We start from the raw sequence: 19,114 nt of genomic DNA on the forward strand, positions 1-19,114 counted from the left end.
GGTTATTGAAAAGTCTCAGGCCGATCATTTATCAGTTGATATGCGGCTTTAAATAATTCAGAAATTATAAGTTTCCACTGTTTGTTATCGTTTACTTTACTCTTGGCAGCTAGCTCATTCTCTCTTTCATATTCATCTAAAATGTCCTTAACAAGTTCGCCTTTAATTTTATTAGTGTTTTTTGTTGTTAATTTATCTGATTTTGAAGTAACAGAACAAAGACGGTTTTCCGTTACTTTTGCAAGAAGTGAGGAGAGTATAATCTGATTCTCTTGCTTTATTTTTTTATTTTCGTTAGGAAGTGCTTTTTTAAAATTGGTTTCAGCAAATCTCGGGTTTTTTATTTTTAAAATGACAGGTTTTTGGTATTTTAAAAATTTAGGCTGCACAGGCTTAATAACAACACCTTCTGCAACATCACCGGTTTGACTATGAAAACTTGTAAAAACCGGATTGAAAGAAAGAGCACTTTCAAGGGAGTCACATATTTTTATCTCTGTAACCGTAGGGATACCAATAGCTGAAGTCCACTGTTTAAAAGTGTTATAATCTATTTTTTGTTTGTTGACGAAAATGTCAAAAGCCGCAAATTTTATATTATCCTGATAAAAAATTTCTTTCTGAATAGATTTGCCGTAGAGTTCGCCCGTAACATTTAAAATGTCTCCTTCTTTACAGAACTTCCGGTGCATATCAAGAATCATTTCTCTGTATTGTTCATTTACCGGGCGGTGGTTAAAAAAGTTTTCATCTTCACCAATCCAATCATTCCTTCTACCCACCTTAACAATGCTGCCGTCCGTCCAGAAGCTGTAGTTGCAGCCGTGAATTTTTTCAAGTACGACCCATGAAAGATCCTGTTCATCATTTTCTTCAATGAATGCTCTAATGGCATCAAGCACGATTTGATTCGAACTGTTTTCTATTGAGTGATACGTGTTGAAATTTTCAGATAGAGGCTTCGGCGTTAGATCAGCTTTTTCATCCAGCGCTGAGGCTTCCGATCGCTGTGTGGGGGTTGAAGCAGTTTCGACTGTGGTCGAGGAATCTGTTGTCGCTTCTGTAGTAGTGTCTTCTGAAGTAGTGTCTTCTGAAGTAGTGTCTTCTGAAGTAGTGTCTTCCGAGTTGGGGTCATCACCGGACGAATTGGTCGTTTGCTTTTCCTGTTGCCCTCCGTTTTCGCTTTTTTTCTCAGGGCTATCAGGCACTTTTCTGATAATCTGCTCAAAAAAACCGGATGTGGAGTCAGAGTCCTTTCCTTTTGGGTAAACCCTGATGGTATCCCGAGTTTCAAAATCAAGGTCAATATAATCCCCCTCGGATGCCGCTGAGGACACAGGGGTCAGCATAGGAATAGAAGCTGTCGCATAAAATGTATTTTGAGTCTCCTGATAGAGTTCCAGCTCAGAATAAGCGATCGTTTTAGAGTTGTATTCCGTTGGCGGGGCGTACAGAGTGGGTGTAGAAAGAACGATGGTTTTATCGATTACGGTGGTTGCCAGTGATATAACGCTGTCGTTCAGTAGTTGTAGCCCTCTGGTTTGGTCAATGGTTTGAATGCCTGTGGCCGATGGGGTTGGCTCAATCAGTAGTGGAAAATAAATGGTGTCTGGCAAGTTGTTTTTATCTTTGTAAATTTCTATCTTGTCCGGTTCTATTTCTATTTTTTGAATGCCTTTGTTATCCATTGCCAGAGACAACGGGTTGCTTTTGTGAAGCATTTCGTTGTTTTTAAACAGGGCCTTATCTCCCTGAACCTGTACTGCCAAGCTTCCCATTCTCCCAATAAAAACCGCTCCGGAAGCTTGTGCACTATTTGACAGTATTGAGCCTGTAATAGTGCACATCAAACCAAGACGCAAACTACCGAGTGCCTTAAACAGCATAGCCATAAATCCTGAATTATTTTGCAGAAGTGAGAAGACTAGATGAATCTTAGGAAAGTTCTATTCTTATTCGGGATTAAGCGGTCAGGGTCTGAAAAGAAACGGCTCTTAAGTACTTTTTCGTTCGTGACCGCTTAAAAAGCAAGTAGCCGGAAGTGCTGAAGAGCATTACTGTACCGGGTCTCGGTTGATGTTGAAAAAAAACAAATGTGTATTATTTTAAACACGTTGTTCAAAAGGTTATGAGATGTTTAAATCCTATCTGATATTGCCAATAGTTATTATGTGCATGTCTTTCGAAGCCTTTGCAGAGAAGACAATGGAGTGCGTTCGAACTAAAGAAGGATTGCTGTTTTACGAACAGGAATTCAGGTTGAATCCACCAATTTCAATTGATGGAAAAAGAATCCACTATATAAAATTAAGATCAGCACTGAAGGTTGCAACAGAGTTAGGAGCCGATGAACCATTCTTCATTATGGGTAGGGGGATGAGGATATACGCAGGTGAAAATTCCGCAGAGGGGCTGATAATACAACAGTTGGATGGAACGACAAATCCAAATGAAATAATTTCACAAGTTCCGCAACTAAGTGGATATAACACTGATTGTGTTATCGACTACTCAAATAAACTTGATGAGAAGCTGCCATTATTCAACGCTGGAGATCCAATGGCTGAACTTAGTAGATTCAAAGTCAAAGTTGTTCCCATGCATGGCCGCAGCAACTTTTAGAGCGCAGCCAGACAAATTGAGAGCCCCGAAAACAAATGTTTCCATTTCTTTTCGGGGCTTTGTCGATCGGTTGAAGCAGACATTCGTCGTTTTTTCATATTACAGGGGACCTACTCTCAGGTCTCAGTCAATGGCTGAGTAACCGGACGAATCACGCACTGCTGACTGAAGAGCGTAGCCAGAAAGCTACGCTCTAGGAGCCTGACCGAGAATAGACTGCCCTACTGCGGCGGCAGCAAATTGGTCTGAAAATCCGCTTTTGTTCGTCAAATAGCTCGCTATTCTCCTCACAAAACCGAATTTTCATCCTCAATTTTCTGCCGTCCTCGCTACGGGCGCTATTCTCGGTCAGGCTCCTAGTCGGCTGGCAATCAGGCATCAATACGCTTGTATTTCATACGATGAGGGCCCGCTGCCTCTTCACCCAGACGCTCTTTGCGATCGGCTTCGTACTCGGTGTAGTTGCCCTCGAAGAAGGTGACTTTGGAATCGCCTTCGTAAGCCAGGATATGTGTGGCCACGCGATCCAGGAACCAGCGATCGTGAGAGATCACCATGGCGCAGCCCGGGAAGGCCAGAAGTGCATCTTCCAGTGCACGCAGGGTCTCAACATCAAGGTCGTTGGAGGGTTCGTCAAGTAGCAGTACATTGCCGCCTTCTTTCAGTGTCGCGGCCAATTGCAGTCGACCGCGCTCACCACCGGAGAGCTCACCCACACGCTTCTGCTGGTCACCGCCTTTGAAGTTGAAACGACCAATGTATTTGCGGGACTGCATTTCGTAGCCATTGATGCGAAGAATGTCCTGGCCATCGGAGATCGCTTCAAAAACAGTTTTGTCGTCTTTCAGCTCGTCACGCATCTGCTGAACATTAGAGATTTTGATCGTCTCGCCGTGTTCGATGCTTCCGGAATCAGGCTGTTCGTCTCCGGTAATCATCTTGAACAGGGTGGTTTTACCAGCACCGTTACCCCCGATGATACCGACAATAGCACCCTTGGGAATGCTGAAACTCAGGTCGTCGATCAGCAGCCGATCACCAAAGCCTTTGGAAACATGATTGAATTCCAGAACCTTATCACCCAGACGTGGGCCGGGTGGAATGTAGATTTCGTTGGTTTCGTTACGGGCCTGAAATTCCTGGGACTGCATCTCTTCAAAGCGTGCCAGACGTGCTTTGGATTTGGACTGGCGACCTTTGGCATTTGAGCGGGACCATTCCAGTTCCTGTTGCATCGCTTTTCGATGAGCGTCCTGTTGCTTGCTTTCCTGCTCGAGTCGGGCTTCTTTTTGCTCCAGCCAGTCGCTGTAGTTACCTTCCCAGGGTATACCGTGGCCACGGTCCAGCTCCAAAATCCAGCCCGCTGCGTTATCCAGGAAGTAACGATCGTGGGTGATAGCCACAACGGTTCCCGGATATTCAACGAGAAAGCGCTCCAGCCAGGCCACTGACTCGGCATCCAGGTGGTTAGTAGGCTCGTCCAGCAGCAGCATTTCGGGACTGGAGAGCAACAGGCGGCAAAGAGCTACACGACGGCGCTCACCACCTGACAGATTGTCTACGACAGCGTCCCACTCGGGAAGACGCAGAGCGTCGGCAGCGACGTCCAGTTTGCGCTCCAGGTTATGGGCATCGGCCGCCTGAATAATGTTTTCCAGTCTGGCCTGTTCTGTCGCCAGGGCGTCAAAGTCCGCATCGGGCTCAGCGTAAGCTGCGTAAACGGCTTCCAGCTTGTCCTGGGCTTCCTTGATTTCACCTAGTGCCTCTTCCACCACTTCACGGACTGTTTTACCGGGTGTCAGTTGCGGCTCCTGAGGCAGGTAACCAACATTCAGACCGGGTTGTGGACGGGCTTCGCCATCAAATTCCTGATCGACACCAGCCATGATGCGCAGCAGAGTGGACTTACCGGCACCGTTCAGACCCAGGACGCCAATTTTGGCACCGGGGAAAAAAGAGAGGGAAATGTCTTTAAGAATCTGGCGCTTTGGGGGAACGATCTTGCTCACCCGGTTCATGGTATAGACGTATTGTGACAATTTAGGCATCCATAATAGGTTTGATCGAAACCCCCGTATGATAGCACTTTTGAGGCATTTCTGTATGCTCGTACTTACTCCGCAAAGGCGTCAGCCTCTGCATGCTTCATTTTGATTCCCTTCCGTTCTTTGCCTACAGTGTTATGGCAATGGAGGTATTTTTATGGAAAACCTGTATGACACTGATTTCTATAGCTGGTCGTATCGTCAGGCCGAGTTGATTAGGCAAGGTCGTTTCAATGAACTTGATATTGCCAATCTGGTAGAGGAAATTGAAGACATGGGTAAGGCTCAGTATCAGGCTTTACGCAGTTGTGTTAAAGAATTGCTCTTGCACCTGCTGAAATGGCAAATGCAGTCTGGAAAAGACGATCAGCACACAATGACGGACTGGTACAGGAGCTGGCTGGTCAGTATCGCTAAACAACGAGGTGCCATCTTCGATCTACTCGAAGATAACCCTGGCCTAAACAGTAAGATTGATGAGGTCTTGCCAAAAGCCTATCGGTCTGCAAAAAGAGATGCAGCGGCTGACATGAAATGTAAGCCCGATGATTTCCCGGCTGACTCCCCCTGGAGCTTTGATCAGATCATGACTGAGGACTGGCTGCCAGAAAGCTGAGCCAGAGCCCATGAGTCTCGCTCAAATTGACATGAAACTTTTTCGATACGAAATCCTGAACAGCTGTATTAGAATGGTCGCCGAAAAACCTCATTAACAGGCAACATTCCGAGGAATCATTAATGTTCAGAAAGGACATGTCCATCGCTGAGTTCGACCCTGAACTCAAGGCTGCCATAGACGCTGAAGCGGTTCGCCAGGAAGAGCACATCGAACTGATCGCTTCCGAAAATTACACCAGCCCCAGAGTGATGGAAGCACAAGGGTCTGTCCTGACCAACAAATACGCAGAAGGTTATCCGGGCAAGCGCTACTACGGTGGCTGCGAGCATGTTGATGTCACTGAACAGCTGGCTATTGATCGTGCCAAAGAGCTGTTTGGTGCCAGCTACGCTAACGTTCAGCCTCATTCCGGCTCCCAGGCCAATGCGGCGGTCTACATGGCTCTGATCAAGCCCGGTGACAAGGTTCTGGGTATGAGCCTGGCCCATGGTGGCCACCTGACTCACGGTGCCAAGGTCAGCTTTTCCGGCCGTATTTACGAAGCGGTTCAGTATGGCCTGAATCCTGAAACCGGCGAGATCGACTACGAAGAAGTTGAGCGTCTGGCGGATGAACACAGGCCAAAAATGATCGTTGCAGGCTTCTCGGCCTACTCCCGTGTTGTGAACTGGCAGCGTTTCCGCGATATAGCCGACAAGGTAGGTGCTTTCCTGCTGGTTGATATGGCTCACGTGGCTGGTCTGGTTGCTGCCGGTGTTTACCCGTCTCCGGTAGGTATTGCCGATGTTGTTACGACAACGACTCACAAAACCCTGGGTGGTCCCCGTGGTGGTCTGATCCTGGCTAACGATGATGAAGAGTTGAACAAAAAGTTCAACTTTGCGGTATTTCCCGAGTCCCAGGGTGGTCCTCTGTGTCACGTGATTGCAGCTAAAGCGGTTTGCTTCAAAGAGGCCATGTCCGATGACTTCAGGACTTACCAGCAGCAGGTCGTTAAAAATGCTCAGGCGATGACCCGGGTTATGCTCGAGCGCGGCATCAAGGTTGTATCCGGCGGCACTGACGACCATCTGTTCCTCATGGATCTGATCGGTAAAGAGTACACAGGTAAAGACGCCGAAGCGGCTCTGGGTGAAGCTAACATTACGGTCAACAAGAATGCTGTTCCAAATGATCCTCGCTCTCCATTTGTCACCAGTGGTCTGCGTATTGGTACTCCGGCCATTACCCGCCGTGGTTTCAATGAAGAGGATTCTGCTGCTCTGGCAGGCTGGATCTGTGACGTACTTGAAAACATTGGTAATGAACAGGTTGTCGGGGATGTGAAGGCGAAGGTTTTGGCAATCTGCAAGCGTCTGCCTGTCTACAGCTGATCCAGGGCTGTTTTTCAAAGTAAGACGGCTGACCTGAGAATCGGGTCAGCGGCTTACCCACACAGAATCACTTCATTCTGCAAAGTCTTGGTAATTTTACAGGGGTGAATTATGATGGAAGACTCACTCTGAAAAACGTTTCTCTTACCCATGCACTGCCCTTTTTGCAACGCTGTCGATACCAAAGTCATTGATTCCCGCCTGGTGGCAGACGGTAACCAGGTTCGCCGTCGTCGTGAATGTTTGACCTGTAGTGAACGATTTACGACTTATGAAATGGCAGAGTTGTTGATTCCCAGGCTGGTCAAAAGGGACGGTTCCCGTGAACCCTTCAATGAAGAAAAACTAAGGGCAGGCATATCCAAAGCTCTGGAAAAGCGTCCTGTCAGCGTGGAACAGATTGAAGAGTCTGTGAACCGGATCAAGCATCGGCTTCGGGCCACCGGTGAGCGGGAAATAAAATCCCTGGTTTTGGGGGAAGAAGTGATGCGTGTACTTCGGGAGCTGGACGAAATAGCCTATATCCGGTTTGCCTCTGTTTATCGTCACTTCAAGGACCTGAATGAATTCCGGGAAGAAATTGAACGACTGGAAACCATTGATAAACAATGAGGCCATTGCTGACCTCATTGCAGAGTTTTTCGTTCATAAGTCAATGATTGACAATGCCAGCACACCCATAGTAGACGGCAAATGCAGCAAGAATAATGGCACTCTTATGACGCGGTACCCTGCTGCATGCCAATCTTCCCATAGTCATGGATGAAGAGGTGCTGGCGCGATCCATTGACAGGCTGGTTAGTATGCAAATCGCCAGAAGCTATGAGAATGATATCCAGAGGAATTACCGAAGTGCTGCCATACAAATATGTCTTAGTATCTGTTTTGGTGGTCTGTTCTCAGTTTCCGGCTTTTAGAACAGGCAGTTTCGGTTCAAAACTTTCGTCTCAGGGATTGACGGCAGGTTCCAGCATCGTAATAGTCCCTTTACTTGCGTCGATACGAACCTTCACACCTTCACCAATGGTAAATATACTGGCCTGATGGCCAATCATTGCTCCATTCCAGGCTGGAATATTCAAGGGTGAAATATGTTGTTTTAACACCTCCTGCAAGCGGTAAGAGCCATAAGGAACCTTGGCATTACAATTTATACATTGACCAAAAATAAAACCAGAGATTTCTTTTAATATACCGACAGTTTGTAACTGGGTTAACATGCGATCAATTTGATAAACATCTTCACCGGTATCCTCCAAAAACAGAATTTTATTTTTAAAACTGGGTAAGTAGGGGCTTCCCAGCATAGAAACTAAAACGGATAAGTTGCCACCCAGAATTTCCCCTGTGGCAATGCCAGGGCGAATAGTTTGAATCCTGGCAACAGTACGGGTTAAATCATCGCTTTTGATGATGGGGTTGCTCATGGTAATGGCATTACCTTCAAAGAGAATTTTCTTTAAATAATTAACGGTGTATTGTGTCCAGGGGTAAGCTGCAGCCATCGGGCCGTGAAACGTTATTAAGCCGGTTTTCTGGTGGATGGCTAGCAGCAAGGTGGTAATGTCGCTAAAACCCATAAAAATCTTGGGATGCTTTTTGATTAAAGGGAAATCTAAATATTCCAGTATTCGCGCTGACCCCCAGCCGCCCCGCAACTCGATAATGGCTTTTACTTTTGGATTGGCAAACATGTCATTGATATCAGCAGCTCGTGCCTGATCAGTACCTGCAAAATATCCGGTTTGTTGAAAAATAGTTTTACCGTAGATAACGCTCAAGCCCAGTGCCTCGAGTCGTTCTGTTGCAAATTGCACATCCTGGGCGGTATTAACACGAAAGCCACTGGAAATTAAGGCAACGGTATCACCCTTATTGAGAGGAGCCGGTTTAATAGCAGGTAACGCCAATACAGGGCTGGTCATTAGCCAACATAGAATAATAAATAATAATTTTTTCATAGTTTACTCCGGAAGAAGGGCTTGTTTTCCTGGCCTCTCCCTCTCTTATCTCCGGGCTTGTCATCTTCCGGACAAAGTTCATTAATGGGTACGTCGTTTGTGAGGGGTAGCTGTCATTACGTCCTGTCATCAGTTGCATGCACTTAGTTCTTAGCCATGAAACATCTCATACAGGGCTGAAAGCTATCTAGGATAGTCTAGACAACATATCAGCTTCGAACAGACTTTGAGCTATTGATTAACAAGCGTGAATGACTCAGTTTTAAACGCTTGTTTCTTTCTACTGTTTGAATGGCTATGATGCTCGGCATAATTACTAGAAGATTTGAGTATGTATCCATTCATTCGACTGCTGACCACAATCCGTAAAGCCAAAAAAGCGCCCAAAATTTCCGTCGATGCTGTCAGTGAAAACTGCTTTCGCTGTATGCCATGGGATTTAGATCTGTTCATGGAAATGAACAATGGTCGTGTTTTGACGCTCTATGATCTGGGCCGGTTTACTCTTTCTATTCAGTGTGGGCTGTCTGATGTCCTCAAAAGAGAGAAGTGGGGATTGGTGGTTGCTGGCAGTACCACTCGTTATCGAAAGCGGGTCCGGATGTTCGACAAAGTAACTATGTACACTCAGGTGGCTGCGATGGATGAGCGATGGGTTTATATTATCCAGTCCATGTGGGTCAAAGGGGAACCGGCTTCTTCAATTCTGTTAAGAACGGCCGTCACCGAGAAGGGCCGGATAGTCGCCACTGAACGAGTCAGAAAAGCCACGGGCAGGGAAGACTGGCGTCCAGAGCCGGAAGGTTGGGTCAAGGCCTGGATTGAGAGCGAAGAGCAGCGTCCATGGCCTCCTTTGTCAGCCCGGACTTAAGACGATATGGGCCATTGACTGAATCTTTTTTAACCGAAAGCATCCCGCTAAACTCATTTACTTTTGGCTGATTCTCCCTGGCTGAAGGGGGCAATGAGAAGTGAGTATTGTCCTCTTTAAATTTTATCGAGCGCTTTCACCAGTGAGTGATGCCGGAGGTAAATTCATATAAACTGGCCCCATTTCTGACTGAGCCTGGAGAAGGTCCCATGGCGTCTGCGATTGATCATGAAATGATGTCTCGTGCGCTGCAACTGGCACGTAAAGGGTTATACACCGCAATGCCCAATCCCAGGGTAGGGTGTGTGATCATAAAGGATGGCGTCATTGTCGGTGAAGGCTTTCATGAACGATCGGGCGAGCCCCATGCTGAAGTGCATGCCCTGGAAATGGCAGGTGACCGGACTAAGGGAGCAACGGTCTATGTCACCCTTGAGCCCTGCAGTCATTTCGGAAAAACACCGCCCTGTGCAGAAGCGCTGATCAATGCCAGGGTGAGCCGGGTGGTCGCTGCTATGGAAGACCCTAACCCCCTGGTATCCGGTCGTGGGTTGAAAAGGCTGAGTGACGTCGGCATTGAGGTTGAATCCGGTGTTCTTGAAGCCGAAGCCAGAGCATTGAATCCTGGCTTCATCAAAAAGATGATGAGCGGGCAACCTTTCGTCCGACTCAAGCTGGCCATGAGCCTCGATGGCAGAACGGCTATGGAGAGTGGTGAATCCCAGTGGATTACCGGACCCGATGCCCGCAGTGAAGTTCAAAAGCTCCGGGCGCAGAGCTGTGCCATTGTTTCGGGTGTTGGCTCGATTCTTCATGATAATTCTTCATTAACAGTCAGAGCTGAAGAGCTGGGGCTGCCAGACGCTGAAAAACTGGCCCGCAGACAACCATTAAGGGTGGTTCTGGATTCATCCCTGCAAACCCCTGTCGACGCGAAAGTGGTCACCGGGCCCGGCAGGGCTCTGATTGTCTGCACGAATCAGGCAGAACAGAGCCGACAGGCACAGCTGGAGGCTGCCGGTGCTGAAGTGATCAGGCTGAACGCCGACAGACAGGTGGACCTGAACGCATTAATGAGCGAACTGGCTCAAAGAGATTGCCAGGAAGTTTTGCTGGAAACAGGAGCTACCCTTGCCGGAGCCGCTGTCAGTGAAGGACTGGTGGATGAGCTGAATATCTTTATGGCCCCGATCTTGATGGGGTCAGCAGCCCGGCCATTGTTGAACCTTCCATTCCAGTTTATGTCAGAAAAGCTGGGTCTTAATATCTCTGATATCCGTGCTATTGGCGATGACTGGCTTATTAAGGCAACGTTTAAACAGAACACTGATTACTGAGATTCACTATTCATGTTTACAGGCATTATTGAGGCTGTTGGTAGCCTGCAGAAAGTAGAACCCCTCTCTGGTGATCTGAGGTTAACGGTCAACTCTGGTTCGTTGGATCTTTCTGATGTAAAACTGGGTGACAGTATTGCCACCAATGGCGTCTGCCTGACTGTGGTGGAATTGACCGGACAGGGATATGTAGCCGATGTTTCCCTGGAAACGCTTGAAAATTCAACGCTTTCGGGACAGGCTGTCGGTTCTGCCCTGAATCTGGAAAAAGCTCTGACGCCTTCAACCCGGCTGGGTGGCCACCTGGTCAGTGGTCATGTCGACGGTGTCGGTAAAATTGTCTCCATCGAACTCTCGGGTCGTTCGACGGTCTATTGGGTGGAGGCTCCCGTTCATCTGGCCCGGTACATTGCCCACAAAGGGTCAGTCACGATAGATGGTGTCAGTTTAACGGTAAACAGGGTGGATGGCTGTCGCTTTGCCCTGAACATCGTGCCTCATACCCGGCAGGAAACCATTATTGCCGGGTACCGGGCAGGAACAGAAATCAATCTGGAAGTGGATCTGCTGGCCAGGTATCTGGAAAGGCTAATGGACCCGAGCCTCAGGGAACAGAGTGAATCGGCTCCTGCCAGCCTGACAGCCGGTTTTCTTGCTGAACATGGCTTTATGAAGTGACTGCTTCCAGCTTGGGAACGAAACCGTTAGAATACGCCGGTTTCGCATACCGGATGTATAAAAAACACACATGGGGGTGTTATGCAGCTTAACTCCATTGAAGAGATTATTGAGGATATTCGCCTCGGGAAACCTGTCATCCTGATAGATGATGAGGACCGTGAAAACGAAGGTGACCTGATAATCGCTGCTGAAAAAATCACTCCTGAGATCGTGAATTTCATGGCCCGGGAGGCCAGAGGTCTGCTCTGCCTGACACTGACCGGAGAGCGCTGTGATTTTCTGGGGCTGCCACCGATGGTGACTTCGGAAGACAATGCATCGGGCTTTGGTACACCTTTTACCGTTTCCATTGAAGCCGCAGAAGGCGTAACCACAGGTATTTCTGCCCATGACCGGGCCAGAACCATTCGAGTGGCAGCGGACCCACTGTCCCGCCCCGGCGATATTGTTCAGCCAGGTCATGTATTCCCATTGAGAGCGCAGCCTGGCGGTGTACTCAGCCGTGCGGGTCATACCGAAGCCGGTTGTGACCTGGCGCGTCTGGCCGGACTGACACCGGCAGCCGCTATCATCGAGATCATGAACGAAGACGGCACGATGGCTCGTCGTCCCGATCTGGAAGTGTTTGCCAAAGAGCATGATCTGAAAATCGGCACCATCGCCGATCTGATCAACTACCGAATCCTGAATGAGAAAACCGTTGAAAAGTCAGAGCGGCGCACACTGGATACCGATTTTGGCCAGTTTGATATGACGGCCTACAAGGATTCTATCAGCGGCGCTACGCACATTGCCCTGACCAAGGGCTATATTACACCGAACTCTCCGGCGCTGGTGCGAGTTCACGCTATGGAACCATTCCGTGATCTGCTGTCGGCACATCCGGAAAGCGGTAAGTCCAGCTGGCCGCTGCACAAGGCGATGGCCAAAGTGGCCAGTGAAGGTCGTGGCGTGATTGTGCTGCTGGACTCTGAGTCCAGACTGGACCTGGGCGGAGCACTGGAAAAGTTCTCGGAAGGCAAGAGTGGCAGCAACGGTATGTCCGGTGCTTATCTGACCATTGGTACCGGTTCACAGATTCTGCGTGACCTGGGAGTAGGCAAAATGCGCCTGCTCAGCTCACCGGTTCGCTTCGCTGCCCTGTCCGGATTTGATCTGGAAATTGTAGAATATATCCCGTGTGAAGACTGAACGTCAGAGCACATGTACTTTGAAGTAAGTGCATTACAAAGATTTATTGAGGAAAGCGCAATGTCATTGCAAACCATCGAAGGTACTCTGCAGGCTAATGACGGCAAGTATGCGATTGTTGTTGGCCGCTGGAATGCCTTTGTTGTAGAAAGTCTGCTCAATGCGGCTGTGGACAGCCTGACCCGTCACGGTGTTGCGGAAGAAGATATTACTATTATTCGTTGTCCGGGTGCGTTCGAAATTCCACTGACTGTTAAAAAAGTCGCCAAAACCCAACGCTTCGACGCTATTATTGCTCTGGGTGCCGTCATTCGTGGTGGCACGCCACACTTTGAATTCGTTGCTAACGAGTGCGTGAAAGGCCTGTCCAGCGTGAATCTGGAGGAAGAAATTCCAGTGAGCTTTGGTGTTCTGACCGTAGACACCATTGAACAGGCTATCGAGCGTGCCGGCACCAAAGCGGGTAACAAGGGTGAAGAGGCTGCCATGGCAGCTTTCGAAATGGTGTCCCTGCTCAAGAAACTGGAGGCCTGAGTTGTCCACTGAGAAGCAGGAAACCGGGCAGAAACCTGCCCCGCGTCCTAAACCATCTGCCCGTCGTCGTGCACGTCAACTGGCGCTGCAAGCCCTGTACCAGTGGCAGATGTCCCAGTCATCCGTCACCCAGATTGAAATGCAGTTCCGTGCGGACAACGATTTCAGCAAAGTTGACGACGGCTATTTCCACATGCTGCTGACCGGGATTGCCCGTGAAGTCAGTCAACTCGATGACGCCATGTCGCCGCTGCTGGACCGTCCCATTTCACAGCTGGACCCGGTTGAAATGTCGGCTCTACGCATTGGTTGCTACGAACTGATGAATCGCTCTGATGTTCCATACCGCGTGGTCATCAACGAAGCGATTGAGCTGGTTAAGCGGTTTGGTGCTCAGGATTCTCACCGTTACATAAACGGCATTCTGGACAAGCTGGCACCCCGTGTTCGTCCTGACGAGGTGCGTAACTTCCGTCGGAAGTAATCGGTTTTTGATCAGGAGGTAGCGCTGTTGTCTCCTGATCTGTTAACCCGCCTGACAGCAGGTTAAACTCATATTTTAGCTTGGCTGGAACCTTTCCTATGGCGCTTGGCGAATTTGATCTGATTCGCAGTTTCTTCGATCGTCCGGGTCTTCGATCGCACTTAAGTGATGTCGTTGGTATAGGCGACGATTGTGCGCTTCTGTCTCTTCAACCTGGTCAACAACTGGCTCAATCCCTGGATACGCTGGTTGAAGGCATTCACTTCCCGAAAAACTGCGACCCTTATCTGCTGGGTTGTCGGGCGCTGGCCGTTAATCTCAGTGACCTCGCCGCTATGGGGGCAAAACCCCACAGTTTTACGCTGGGTCTCACCATGCCTGAATCGAATGATGTCTGGCTGCAGTCGTTTTCTGACGGTTTGGCAGAGCTTGCGTCAACCTATCAGATAGGATTGATCGGGGGTGACACCACCCTCGGGCCATTGACCCTCTCGATACAGGTACAGGGAACATTACCTGTAGCTCAAGCGCTGCGGCGAAATGGCGCTAAAGTCGGAGACCTGATTTACGTCAGTGGTTGTCTTGGTGACGCTGTCGGTGCATTACCTGATGTTTTGAGAGGTGAGAGCCCGGACAGTGTTCGCACCCTCGAACAGCGTCATCTGCTGAAACGTTACTATCGACCGACACCCAGAATAGCGTTGGGTCAGTGGTTACTGGAAAATGGAGCCACAGCTGCCCTGGATATTTCCGATGGTCTATTAGGCGATTTGGGGCATATTCTCAAAGCCAGCCAGGTAGGTGCTCAAATCAGTACTTCATCGGTTCCCGTCTCCAAAGAGCTCGAAAGTTTGCAGGGTCTGGAGAAAGCCAGGGAGCTGGCCCTGGCTGGAGGCGATGATTATGAGCTGTGCTTTACATGGCCCGATCGAAAAAAGTTGCAGCTTCCTGACAGCCTGCTGGCTGAAAATCCTGTAACCTGTATCGGTCGAATAACTTCCGCTACCGGGCTGGTGGATGCAGAGACGGCAGAGCCACTTTCTCCACGAGCCTACCAGCACTTTTAGTGACATCTTTTTTATGAAAGAGCATTCTTTCATGGACTACAGAAACTTATGAGCAATACACCCTCAGTCTGGAAAAATCCGGTGCACTTTTTAGCCTTTGGTCTGGGTAGTGGCCTGTCGCCTGTTGCGCCGGGAACCTTTGGTACGGTAGCGGCCATTCCTTTCTATTTGATGTTCCAGTACCTGCCGCTCTGGAATTATTTTTTAATACTGGCTGTCAGTATTGTTTTGGGTATCTGGCTGTGTGGAAAGACTTCTAAAGATCTGGGCGTCCATGACCATCCGGGTATTGTCTGGGATGAATTTGTCGGTTACTGGATCACTATGCTGGCTGCTCCCAGAGGCTGGGAGTGGGTGTTAGTCGGTTTTATCCTGTTCCGAATCTTCGATATCTGGAAACCCTGGCCCATCGGTTGGTTAGACAAGAGAGTGCATGGTGGTCTGGGTATAATGATAGACGACATTGTGGCTGGTATTTTTGCGCTTGTCTGTCTTCAGGTTATTGCTTATTTTGTGCTCTGATGGCTTGTGTCCTGTTGGATCTCAGAGCCATAGAGCTGAGTGCCGACTCTGAGAGTTGGTGGGTGTTTTCGAGAATAAAATATTCGGCTGTGTCTAACAACTTGACCCTGTCGCCTGTGGTGAGCAAGATAGTGCCTAAACGGAATTGGTTATAACCCTTCGTGGGTGATCAAAATAAAAAATAGAATGAAATCAGTATTCTCTTTCAAGGTGATTGCTGGGGTTTTTACCAGCCTATTGTTGTCTTTTTCATACTCTTCCCACGCCGTCAATGTCAGGGTAGTGGCCCTGTTTCCAGACAAAGCTCTTGTCTTCATTGATGGTGAACGTCAATTTCTTAAGGCCGGTCAAGAACCGGTGAAAGGTGTCAAACTGATCGACGCCAGCAGTCGAAAAGCCCGGCTCGAAATCAATGGCGTAGCGAAAGATTATTTTCTCAGTCGCGATATGGGTAACGGCATTCAATCGCCCGAGCTTTTGACGTTTCGAATCAACAGAAGCAATGATGGGCAGTACCTTGCCCAGAGTGTCATTAACAATAATCCGGTTCAGGTGCTGATAGATACCGGAGCGAATGTTGTCGCCATCAACGGTGCCACGGCTGACCGTCTTGGCATTCGCTACAGGGATGGCAGCGCGGTTCGTGTCGAAACGGCCAGTGGCGTCGTCAGGGGTTTTCGGGTGATGCTGGATTTCGTGTCCGTCGGCGGCATACGGGTTGCCAATGTTGAAGCGACGGTCATCGAAGGCAGCAGCCCTGAAAAGGTGTTACTGGGTATGAGTTATCTGAAGAATATCCGATTCAGTGAGGAAGGCGGGGTCATGACACTGGAGGCTCCATATTAACTCGCCTGTAACATCTTGTACTGTTACAATCCCAACGCACGACTGTCTTGAGGAGTAGTGAGTGTCTGTTCGTTACGTTGCAGAGTCTCGCTTGCCCACCCCTTTCGGTGAGTTCATGATGCATGGATTTGAAGAGAGTGGCACCGGCAAGGAGCATCTGGCTCTCTCCATGGGGGATGTGAGTCAGGGTGGTCCCGTTCTGGCACGGGTTCATTCAGAGTGTCTGACCGGAGATGCTCTTTTCAGCATGCGCTGTGATTGCGGCCCCCAGCTTGAGGAGGCCATGCGCAAGATTGCCGAAGCTGGTCGCGGGGTTATCCTGTATCTGCGTCAGGAAGGCCGTGGCATTGGTCTGCTGAACAAAGTACGGGCTTACCAGCTTCAGGATACAGGTCTGGATACCGTAGAAGCCAACGAAGAACTGGGTTTTGCTGCTGATCTGCGCAAATACGATATGTGCAAGACCATGCTGGATCATCTGGGGGTCACACAGTTAGTGCTGATGACCAATAACCCTAAAAAGGTTGATGCTTTGACCCGTCAGGGGATTGATATTATTCATCGTCAGCCCCATCAGACCGGGCAGAATCCTCATAACGAGAAGTACCTGACCACCAAGGTCTGGAAGCTGGGACACTTGTACGATACTGCATGATGTCTGAGCTGGAGCCAGATGCGACCTGTTTCTGGCTCTTGGTGAAAAAAGTAGGACATCCATATAAATACAGCCCATAAGCCGCGAGCCCAGCAGCCCGTCAAACCCTGACAGCTCCCCAGAATAATCGTTTGTCATAACAAACGACAAACGAATGACTCAAAAGGGGAAAAAGTCAGAAATAGCAAAGGTCCCATATGAAATAAACTGGGCACCCAAAAATGCTACTGGAAACAAATCAACCATATATCCCAAAAAAGGAACAGGTTACGAGTGTCTTGTATTTTCCATTGTTTTCGGCACTTGACAGTTTGCACAGAACTTAGTGCAAGCTGTCGGCTAATGAGGATTTAATCATGAAATATTCTGCCCTCTTTTATGATTGATTTATCGGATGAGTCTAATATCACGTATTTGTTATGTCTTGCATCACACTGAATATCGTAGTCGGATGCGGTAACAGGATTTTCATTAAAAAAACACACATAAACGTCGCTGTTGTTACCCAATCTGGTACCATTTTCAACAAGATGGGAGTAGAGTTCATGGTCTCTTACAAAAAGTAGTTTTTTATACTTTTTATCACCGAATTCCTCTAAAAAATCATCGACCTCTCCCTTATGAGAGTCAAGGTTTATTTCATTCATGGCAGTATGCATGGCTGCATTAATTCTGTTCTCACTCGCAGAAATCAGAAGATAACAATAACGATGACACGCACTATAAATGGAAGGCAACTCAGCCCAAATTGAATCCCCTGTTCCCAGGATAACTTCTATATTTGATCCTAACGGATCGTCATAACTAAACGTGCTAGCATATTCTGCGTTAGTCATTTGTGAATATTTTTCATGGTTATTTTCTCTATTTTCCAAAATGGAAGTAGAGGGATGACTGCCAGAAGGCGGCCTGTCTGTCGGAACCAACAGTACTTCTTCAAACTTTCTTTTAGTTGCTTTACGGGCTGCAATGCCTGAAGCCTCATCTACAGAAGGCTGATCAACACGTGGAATAAGCGTTGTAGCCTCCGAATCGGTCCTGGACGCGGCTGCACTGTAATGCGGCGGTTGAGTTACCGCACTGACTGCGGCGCTGGTTGTTACTCCGTAAGTCATTATATATCCCTCGTAATAATTTGTAGTTTTAGACGAGCAATGGCCATCTAAGTTTTAGACAGGTAATGGTCATTAAAGTTCAAAAGAAAAATAGGACATCCATATAAAAATATAAAATACGGCCTATTAACCGCGAGCCCAGCAGACCATCAAACCTACAGCCAAGCAGAATAATCGTTTGTCATAACAAACGACAAACGAATAGCTCAAAAGGGGAAAAGTCAGAAATAGTAAAGGTCCCCATATGACAGGACAAACAAATAACAATGGAAAAGTTGGGCAGTCAGCTTACGCCATGAAATGAGCGACTACAGGTAAACGATCCCTATACTCATTACTGCCCCATTTTCCGAGCAATAGTTTTCATGGCTTCCAGCCTGCCCATTGCCCGATAAAGGCGGTTATTCCATCTCATGGTTTTGAGCCATTCATTTGAATCAATTTCCAGTTGGTTCAGAATGGGTGGGATATCTGAAGAAATTGAACCTTTCTTATCGAATGAGCGTAAAACCCCGTACTTTGAGGACGGGGATGAAAGCTCGGCTTGCAGAGCAAGCCCCTTGTGCTGTTTTGCTATCCGTCAGGTGTTTTTAGCGATTACGCTACCTGACAGGAAAAGTAAAATACCTTCCGCTTTCTGCCCGTGTTTGTTAAAGGGGTCGCCCAGACAATCCGAAAGGTAGAGCAGATTGTCGAATAAGGTGTATGCCGCTGTTGGGTAAGGTGTACACTGCGCTCGGGCATGACCCTCTAGGAGCCTGACCGAGAATAGTCTGCCCTACTGCGGCGGCAGCAAATTGGTCTGAAAATCCGCTTTTGTTCGTCAAATAGCTCGCTATTCTCCTCACAAAACCGAATTTTCATCCTCAATTTTCTGCCGTCCTCGCTACGGGCGCTATTCTCGGTCAGGCTCCTAGCTGTAGGAATCCCCGTCGTTCAGAGGGTGTCGCAAAACTCCAACAGCTCGTTCCCATGCTCTGAAGGTCGTCATTCCCGCGAAGGCGGGAATCCAGCGCCAACGGTGGGTCTCTGCCTTCTCGGAGATGACAAGGCCAGGGGAGCACCGGGCAGTACGGTTCTGGTGGTGAGTCAGTGTGGATTCCCGCCTTCGCGGGAATGACGAGAATGACGGGAGTCAACTCGTTCCCACGCTGGAGAGAGTTTTGCGACACCCTCTTCACGGCGGGGAGG

19 protein-coding genes are annotated in these 19,114 nt (G+C 48.5%); 14 read left to right on the plus strand and 5 right to left on the minus strand.

Going from position 1 to position 19,114, the window contains the following annotated elements:
* Nucleotides 1–2 precede the first annotated feature (2 nt).
* Nucleotides 3–1,886 (minus strand): RNA ligase family protein, encoded by a 1,884-nt coding sequence (locus tag ACO6VG_RS10275; RefSeq protein WP_422473754.1) that lies wholly within the window; start codon nt 1,884–1,886, stop codon nt 3–5.
* A 247-nt stretch (nt 1,887–2,133) separates the two neighbouring features.
* Between ACO6VG_RS10275 and ACO6VG_RS10280 the strand changes: the two genes are divergently transcribed.
* A complete protein-coding gene (locus ACO6VG_RS10280; protein WP_422136829.1) occupies nt 2,134–2,622 on the plus strand; it encodes a hypothetical protein in 489 nt (162 codons plus the stop codon).
* Between the two features lie 371 nt (nt 2,623–2,993).
* Here ACO6VG_RS10280 and ettA read toward each other — a convergent pair whose 3' ends face one another.
* Nucleotides 2,994–4,661, minus strand: coding sequence for an energy-dependent translational throttle protein EttA (gene ettA / locus ACO6VG_RS10285; protein ID WP_422136830.1), 1,668 nt, complete (start codon nt 4,659–4,661; stop codon nt 2,994–2,996).
* Nucleotides 4,662–4,824: 163 nt separating this feature from the next.
* Here ettA and ACO6VG_RS10290 point away from each other — a divergent pair, with 163 nt between their 5' ends.
* The 3 genes from ACO6VG_RS10290 (at nt 4,825) to nrdR (ending at nt 7,271) form a co-directional block, all read left to right on the plus strand.
* Nucleotides 4,825–5,283 carry a DUF29 domain-containing protein gene (locus tag ACO6VG_RS10290; RefSeq protein WP_422136831.1) on the plus strand — a complete coding sequence of 153 codons (459 nt, stop codon included), beginning with the start codon at nt 4,825–4,827 and terminating at the stop codon, nt 5,281–5,283.
* A gap of 122 nt (nt 5,284–5,405) precedes the next feature.
* Complete coding sequence (gene glyA, locus ACO6VG_RS10295; protein WP_422136832.1) at nt 5,406–6,659, plus strand: serine hydroxymethyltransferase; 1,254 nt, start codon at nt 5,406–5,408, stop codon at nt 6,657–6,659.
* 150 nt (nt 6,660–6,809) lie between these two features.
* Nucleotides 6,810–7,271, plus strand: coding sequence for a transcriptional regulator NrdR (gene nrdR, locus ACO6VG_RS10300; RefSeq protein WP_422136833.1), 462 nt, complete (start codon nt 6,810–6,812; stop codon nt 7,269–7,271).
* A gap of 335 nt (nt 7,272–7,606) precedes the next feature.
* Here the strand turns inward: nrdR and ACO6VG_RS10305 are convergent, their stop codons facing one another.
* Nucleotides 7,607–8,620, minus strand: coding sequence for a S66 peptidase family protein (locus tag ACO6VG_RS10305; protein ID WP_422136834.1), 1,014 nt, complete (start codon nt 8,618–8,620; stop codon nt 7,607–7,609).
* A 331-nt stretch (nt 8,621–8,951) separates the two neighbouring features.
* On the opposite strand from ACO6VG_RS10305, the gene ACO6VG_RS10310 reads away from it, so the two are divergent.
* The 10 genes from ACO6VG_RS10310 to ribA all read left to right on the plus strand — a co-directional run bounded on the left by ACO6VG_RS10310 (nt 8,952) and on the right by ribA (nt 16,808).
* On the plus strand, nt 8,952–9,491 hold the full coding sequence (locus ACO6VG_RS10310; protein WP_422139845.1) for an acyl-CoA thioesterase: 540 nt from the start codon (nt 8,952–8,954) through the stop codon (nt 9,489–9,491).
* Between the two features lie 209 nt (nt 9,492–9,700).
* On the plus strand, nt 9,701–10,828 hold the full coding sequence (ribD, locus tag ACO6VG_RS10315) for a bifunctional diaminohydroxyphosphoribosylaminopyrimidine deaminase/5-amino-6-(5-phosphoribosylamino)uracil reductase RibD (RefSeq protein WP_422473757.1): 1,128 nt from the start codon (nt 9,701–9,703) through the stop codon (nt 10,826–10,828).
* A gap of 12 nt (nt 10,829–10,840) precedes the next feature.
* On the plus strand, nt 10,841–11,506 hold the full coding sequence (locus ACO6VG_RS10320) for a riboflavin synthase (RefSeq protein WP_422139847.1): 666 nt from the start codon (nt 10,841–10,843) through the stop codon (nt 11,504–11,506).
* 81 nt (nt 11,507–11,587) lie between these two features.
* Complete coding sequence (ribBA, locus tag ACO6VG_RS10325) at nt 11,588–12,700, plus strand: bifunctional 3,4-dihydroxy-2-butanone-4-phosphate synthase/GTP cyclohydrolase II (protein ID WP_422136838.1); 1,113 nt, start codon at nt 11,588–11,590, stop codon at nt 12,698–12,700.
* A 60-nt stretch (nt 12,701–12,760) separates the two neighbouring features.
* Entirely contained in the window at nt 12,761–13,234 is a 474-nt protein-coding gene (gene ribE / locus ACO6VG_RS10330) for a 6,7-dimethyl-8-ribityllumazine synthase (RefSeq protein WP_422136839.1), read from the plus strand.
* Nucleotide 13,235: 1 nt separating this feature from the next.
* Nucleotides 13,236–13,718, plus strand: coding sequence for a transcription antitermination factor NusB (nusB, locus tag ACO6VG_RS10335; RefSeq protein ID WP_422136840.1), 483 nt, complete (start codon nt 13,236–13,238; stop codon nt 13,716–13,718).
* A 98-nt stretch (nt 13,719–13,816) separates the two neighbouring features.
* The gene (thiL, locus tag ACO6VG_RS10340) at nt 13,817–14,785 is read left to right on the plus strand and encodes a thiamine-phosphate kinase (protein ID WP_422473759.1); all 969 of its coding nucleotides are present in this window, start codon (nt 13,817–13,819) and stop codon (nt 14,783–14,785) included.
* Between the two features lie 48 nt (nt 14,786–14,833).
* Complete coding sequence (locus tag ACO6VG_RS10345) at nt 14,834–15,307, plus strand: phosphatidylglycerophosphatase A (protein ID WP_422136842.1); 474 nt, start codon at nt 14,834–14,836, stop codon at nt 15,305–15,307.
* 186 nt (nt 15,308–15,493) lie between these two features.
* Nucleotides 15,494–16,153, plus strand: a complete 660-nt coding sequence (locus tag ACO6VG_RS10350; protein WP_422136843.1) for a retropepsin-like aspartic protease family protein — start codon at nt 15,494–15,496, stop codon at nt 16,151–16,153.
* Between the two features lie 61 nt (nt 16,154–16,214).
* Complete coding sequence (gene ribA / locus ACO6VG_RS10355; RefSeq protein ID WP_422473761.1) at nt 16,215–16,808, plus strand: GTP cyclohydrolase II; 594 nt, start codon at nt 16,215–16,217, stop codon at nt 16,806–16,808.
* Nucleotides 16,809–17,158: 350 nt separating this feature from the next.
* Here the strand turns inward: ribA and ACO6VG_RS10360 are convergent, their stop codons facing one another.
* Together ACO6VG_RS10360 and ACO6VG_RS10365 are read right to left on the minus strand one after the other, a co-directional pair.
* Nucleotides 17,159–17,923, minus strand: a complete 765-nt coding sequence (locus ACO6VG_RS10360; RefSeq protein ID WP_422136845.1) for a hypothetical protein — start codon at nt 17,921–17,923, stop codon at nt 17,159–17,161.
* Nucleotides 17,924–18,828: 905 nt separating this feature from the next.
* Nucleotides 18,829–19,062, minus strand: a complete 234-nt coding sequence (locus ACO6VG_RS10365; protein ID WP_422136846.1) for a hypothetical protein — start codon at nt 19,060–19,062, stop codon at nt 18,829–18,831.
* Nucleotides 19,063–19,114 lie beyond the last annotated feature (52 nt).

The organism is Endozoicomonas sp. ALB032, assembly GCF_049310125.1.
In the GTDB taxonomy this organism is placed as follows: Bacteria; Pseudomonadota; Gammaproteobacteria; order Pseudomonadales; family Endozoicomonadaceae; genus Endozoicomonas_A.

Excerpts from the sequence above, each read along its gene's own strand:
- nrdR (WP_422136833.1), top strand. The coding sequence starts at position 6,810 with ATGCACTGCCCTTTTTGCAACGCTGTCGATACCAAAGTCATTGATTCC.
- ribE (WP_422136839.1), top strand. The coding sequence starts at position 12,761 with ATGTCATTGCAAACCATCGAAGGTACTCTGCAGGCTAATGACGGCAAG.
- ACO6VG_RS10345 (WP_422136842.1), top strand. The coding sequence starts at position 14,834 with ATGAGCAATACACCCTCAGTCTGGAAAAATCCGGTGCACTTTTTAGCC.
- ACO6VG_RS10290 (WP_422136831.1), top strand. The coding sequence starts at position 4,825 with ATGGAAAACCTGTATGACACTGATTTCTATAGCTGGTCGTATCGTCAG.
- ACO6VG_RS10350 (WP_422136843.1), top strand. The coding sequence starts at position 15,494 with ATGAAATCAGTATTCTCTTTCAAGGTGATTGCTGGGGTTTTTACCAGC.
- glyA (WP_422136832.1), top strand. The coding sequence starts at position 5,406 with ATGTTCAGAAAGGACATGTCCATCGCTGAGTTCGACCCTGAACTCAAG.
- ACO6VG_RS10275 (WP_422473754.1), bottom strand. The coding sequence starts at position 1,886 with ATGCTGTTTAAGGCACTCGGTAGTTTGCGTCTTGGTTTGATGTGCACT.
- ribD (WP_422473757.1), top strand. The coding sequence starts at position 9,701 with ATGGCGTCTGCGATTGATCATGAAATGATGTCTCGTGCGCTGCAACTG.
- ribBA (WP_422136838.1), top strand. The coding sequence starts at position 11,588 with ATGCAGCTTAACTCCATTGAAGAGATTATTGAGGATATTCGCCTCGGG.
- ACO6VG_RS10305 (WP_422136834.1), bottom strand. The coding sequence starts at position 8,620 with ATGAAAAAATTATTATTTATTATTCTATGTTGGCTAATGACCAGCCCT.
- ACO6VG_RS10310 (WP_422139845.1), top strand. The coding sequence starts at position 8,952 with ATGTATCCATTCATTCGACTGCTGACCACAATCCGTAAAGCCAAAAAA.
- thiL (WP_422473759.1), top strand. The coding sequence starts at position 13,817 with ATGGCGCTTGGCGAATTTGATCTGATTCGCAGTTTCTTCGATCGTCCG.
- ACO6VG_RS10280 (WP_422136829.1), top strand. The coding sequence starts at position 2,134 with ATGTTTAAATCCTATCTGATATTGCCAATAGTTATTATGTGCATGTCT.
- ACO6VG_RS10360 (WP_422136845.1), bottom strand. The coding sequence starts at position 17,923 with ATGACTTACGGAGTAACAACCAGCGCCGCAGTCAGTGCGGTAACTCAA.
- ACO6VG_RS10320 (WP_422139847.1), top strand. The coding sequence starts at position 10,841 with ATGTTTACAGGCATTATTGAGGCTGTTGGTAGCCTGCAGAAAGTAGAA.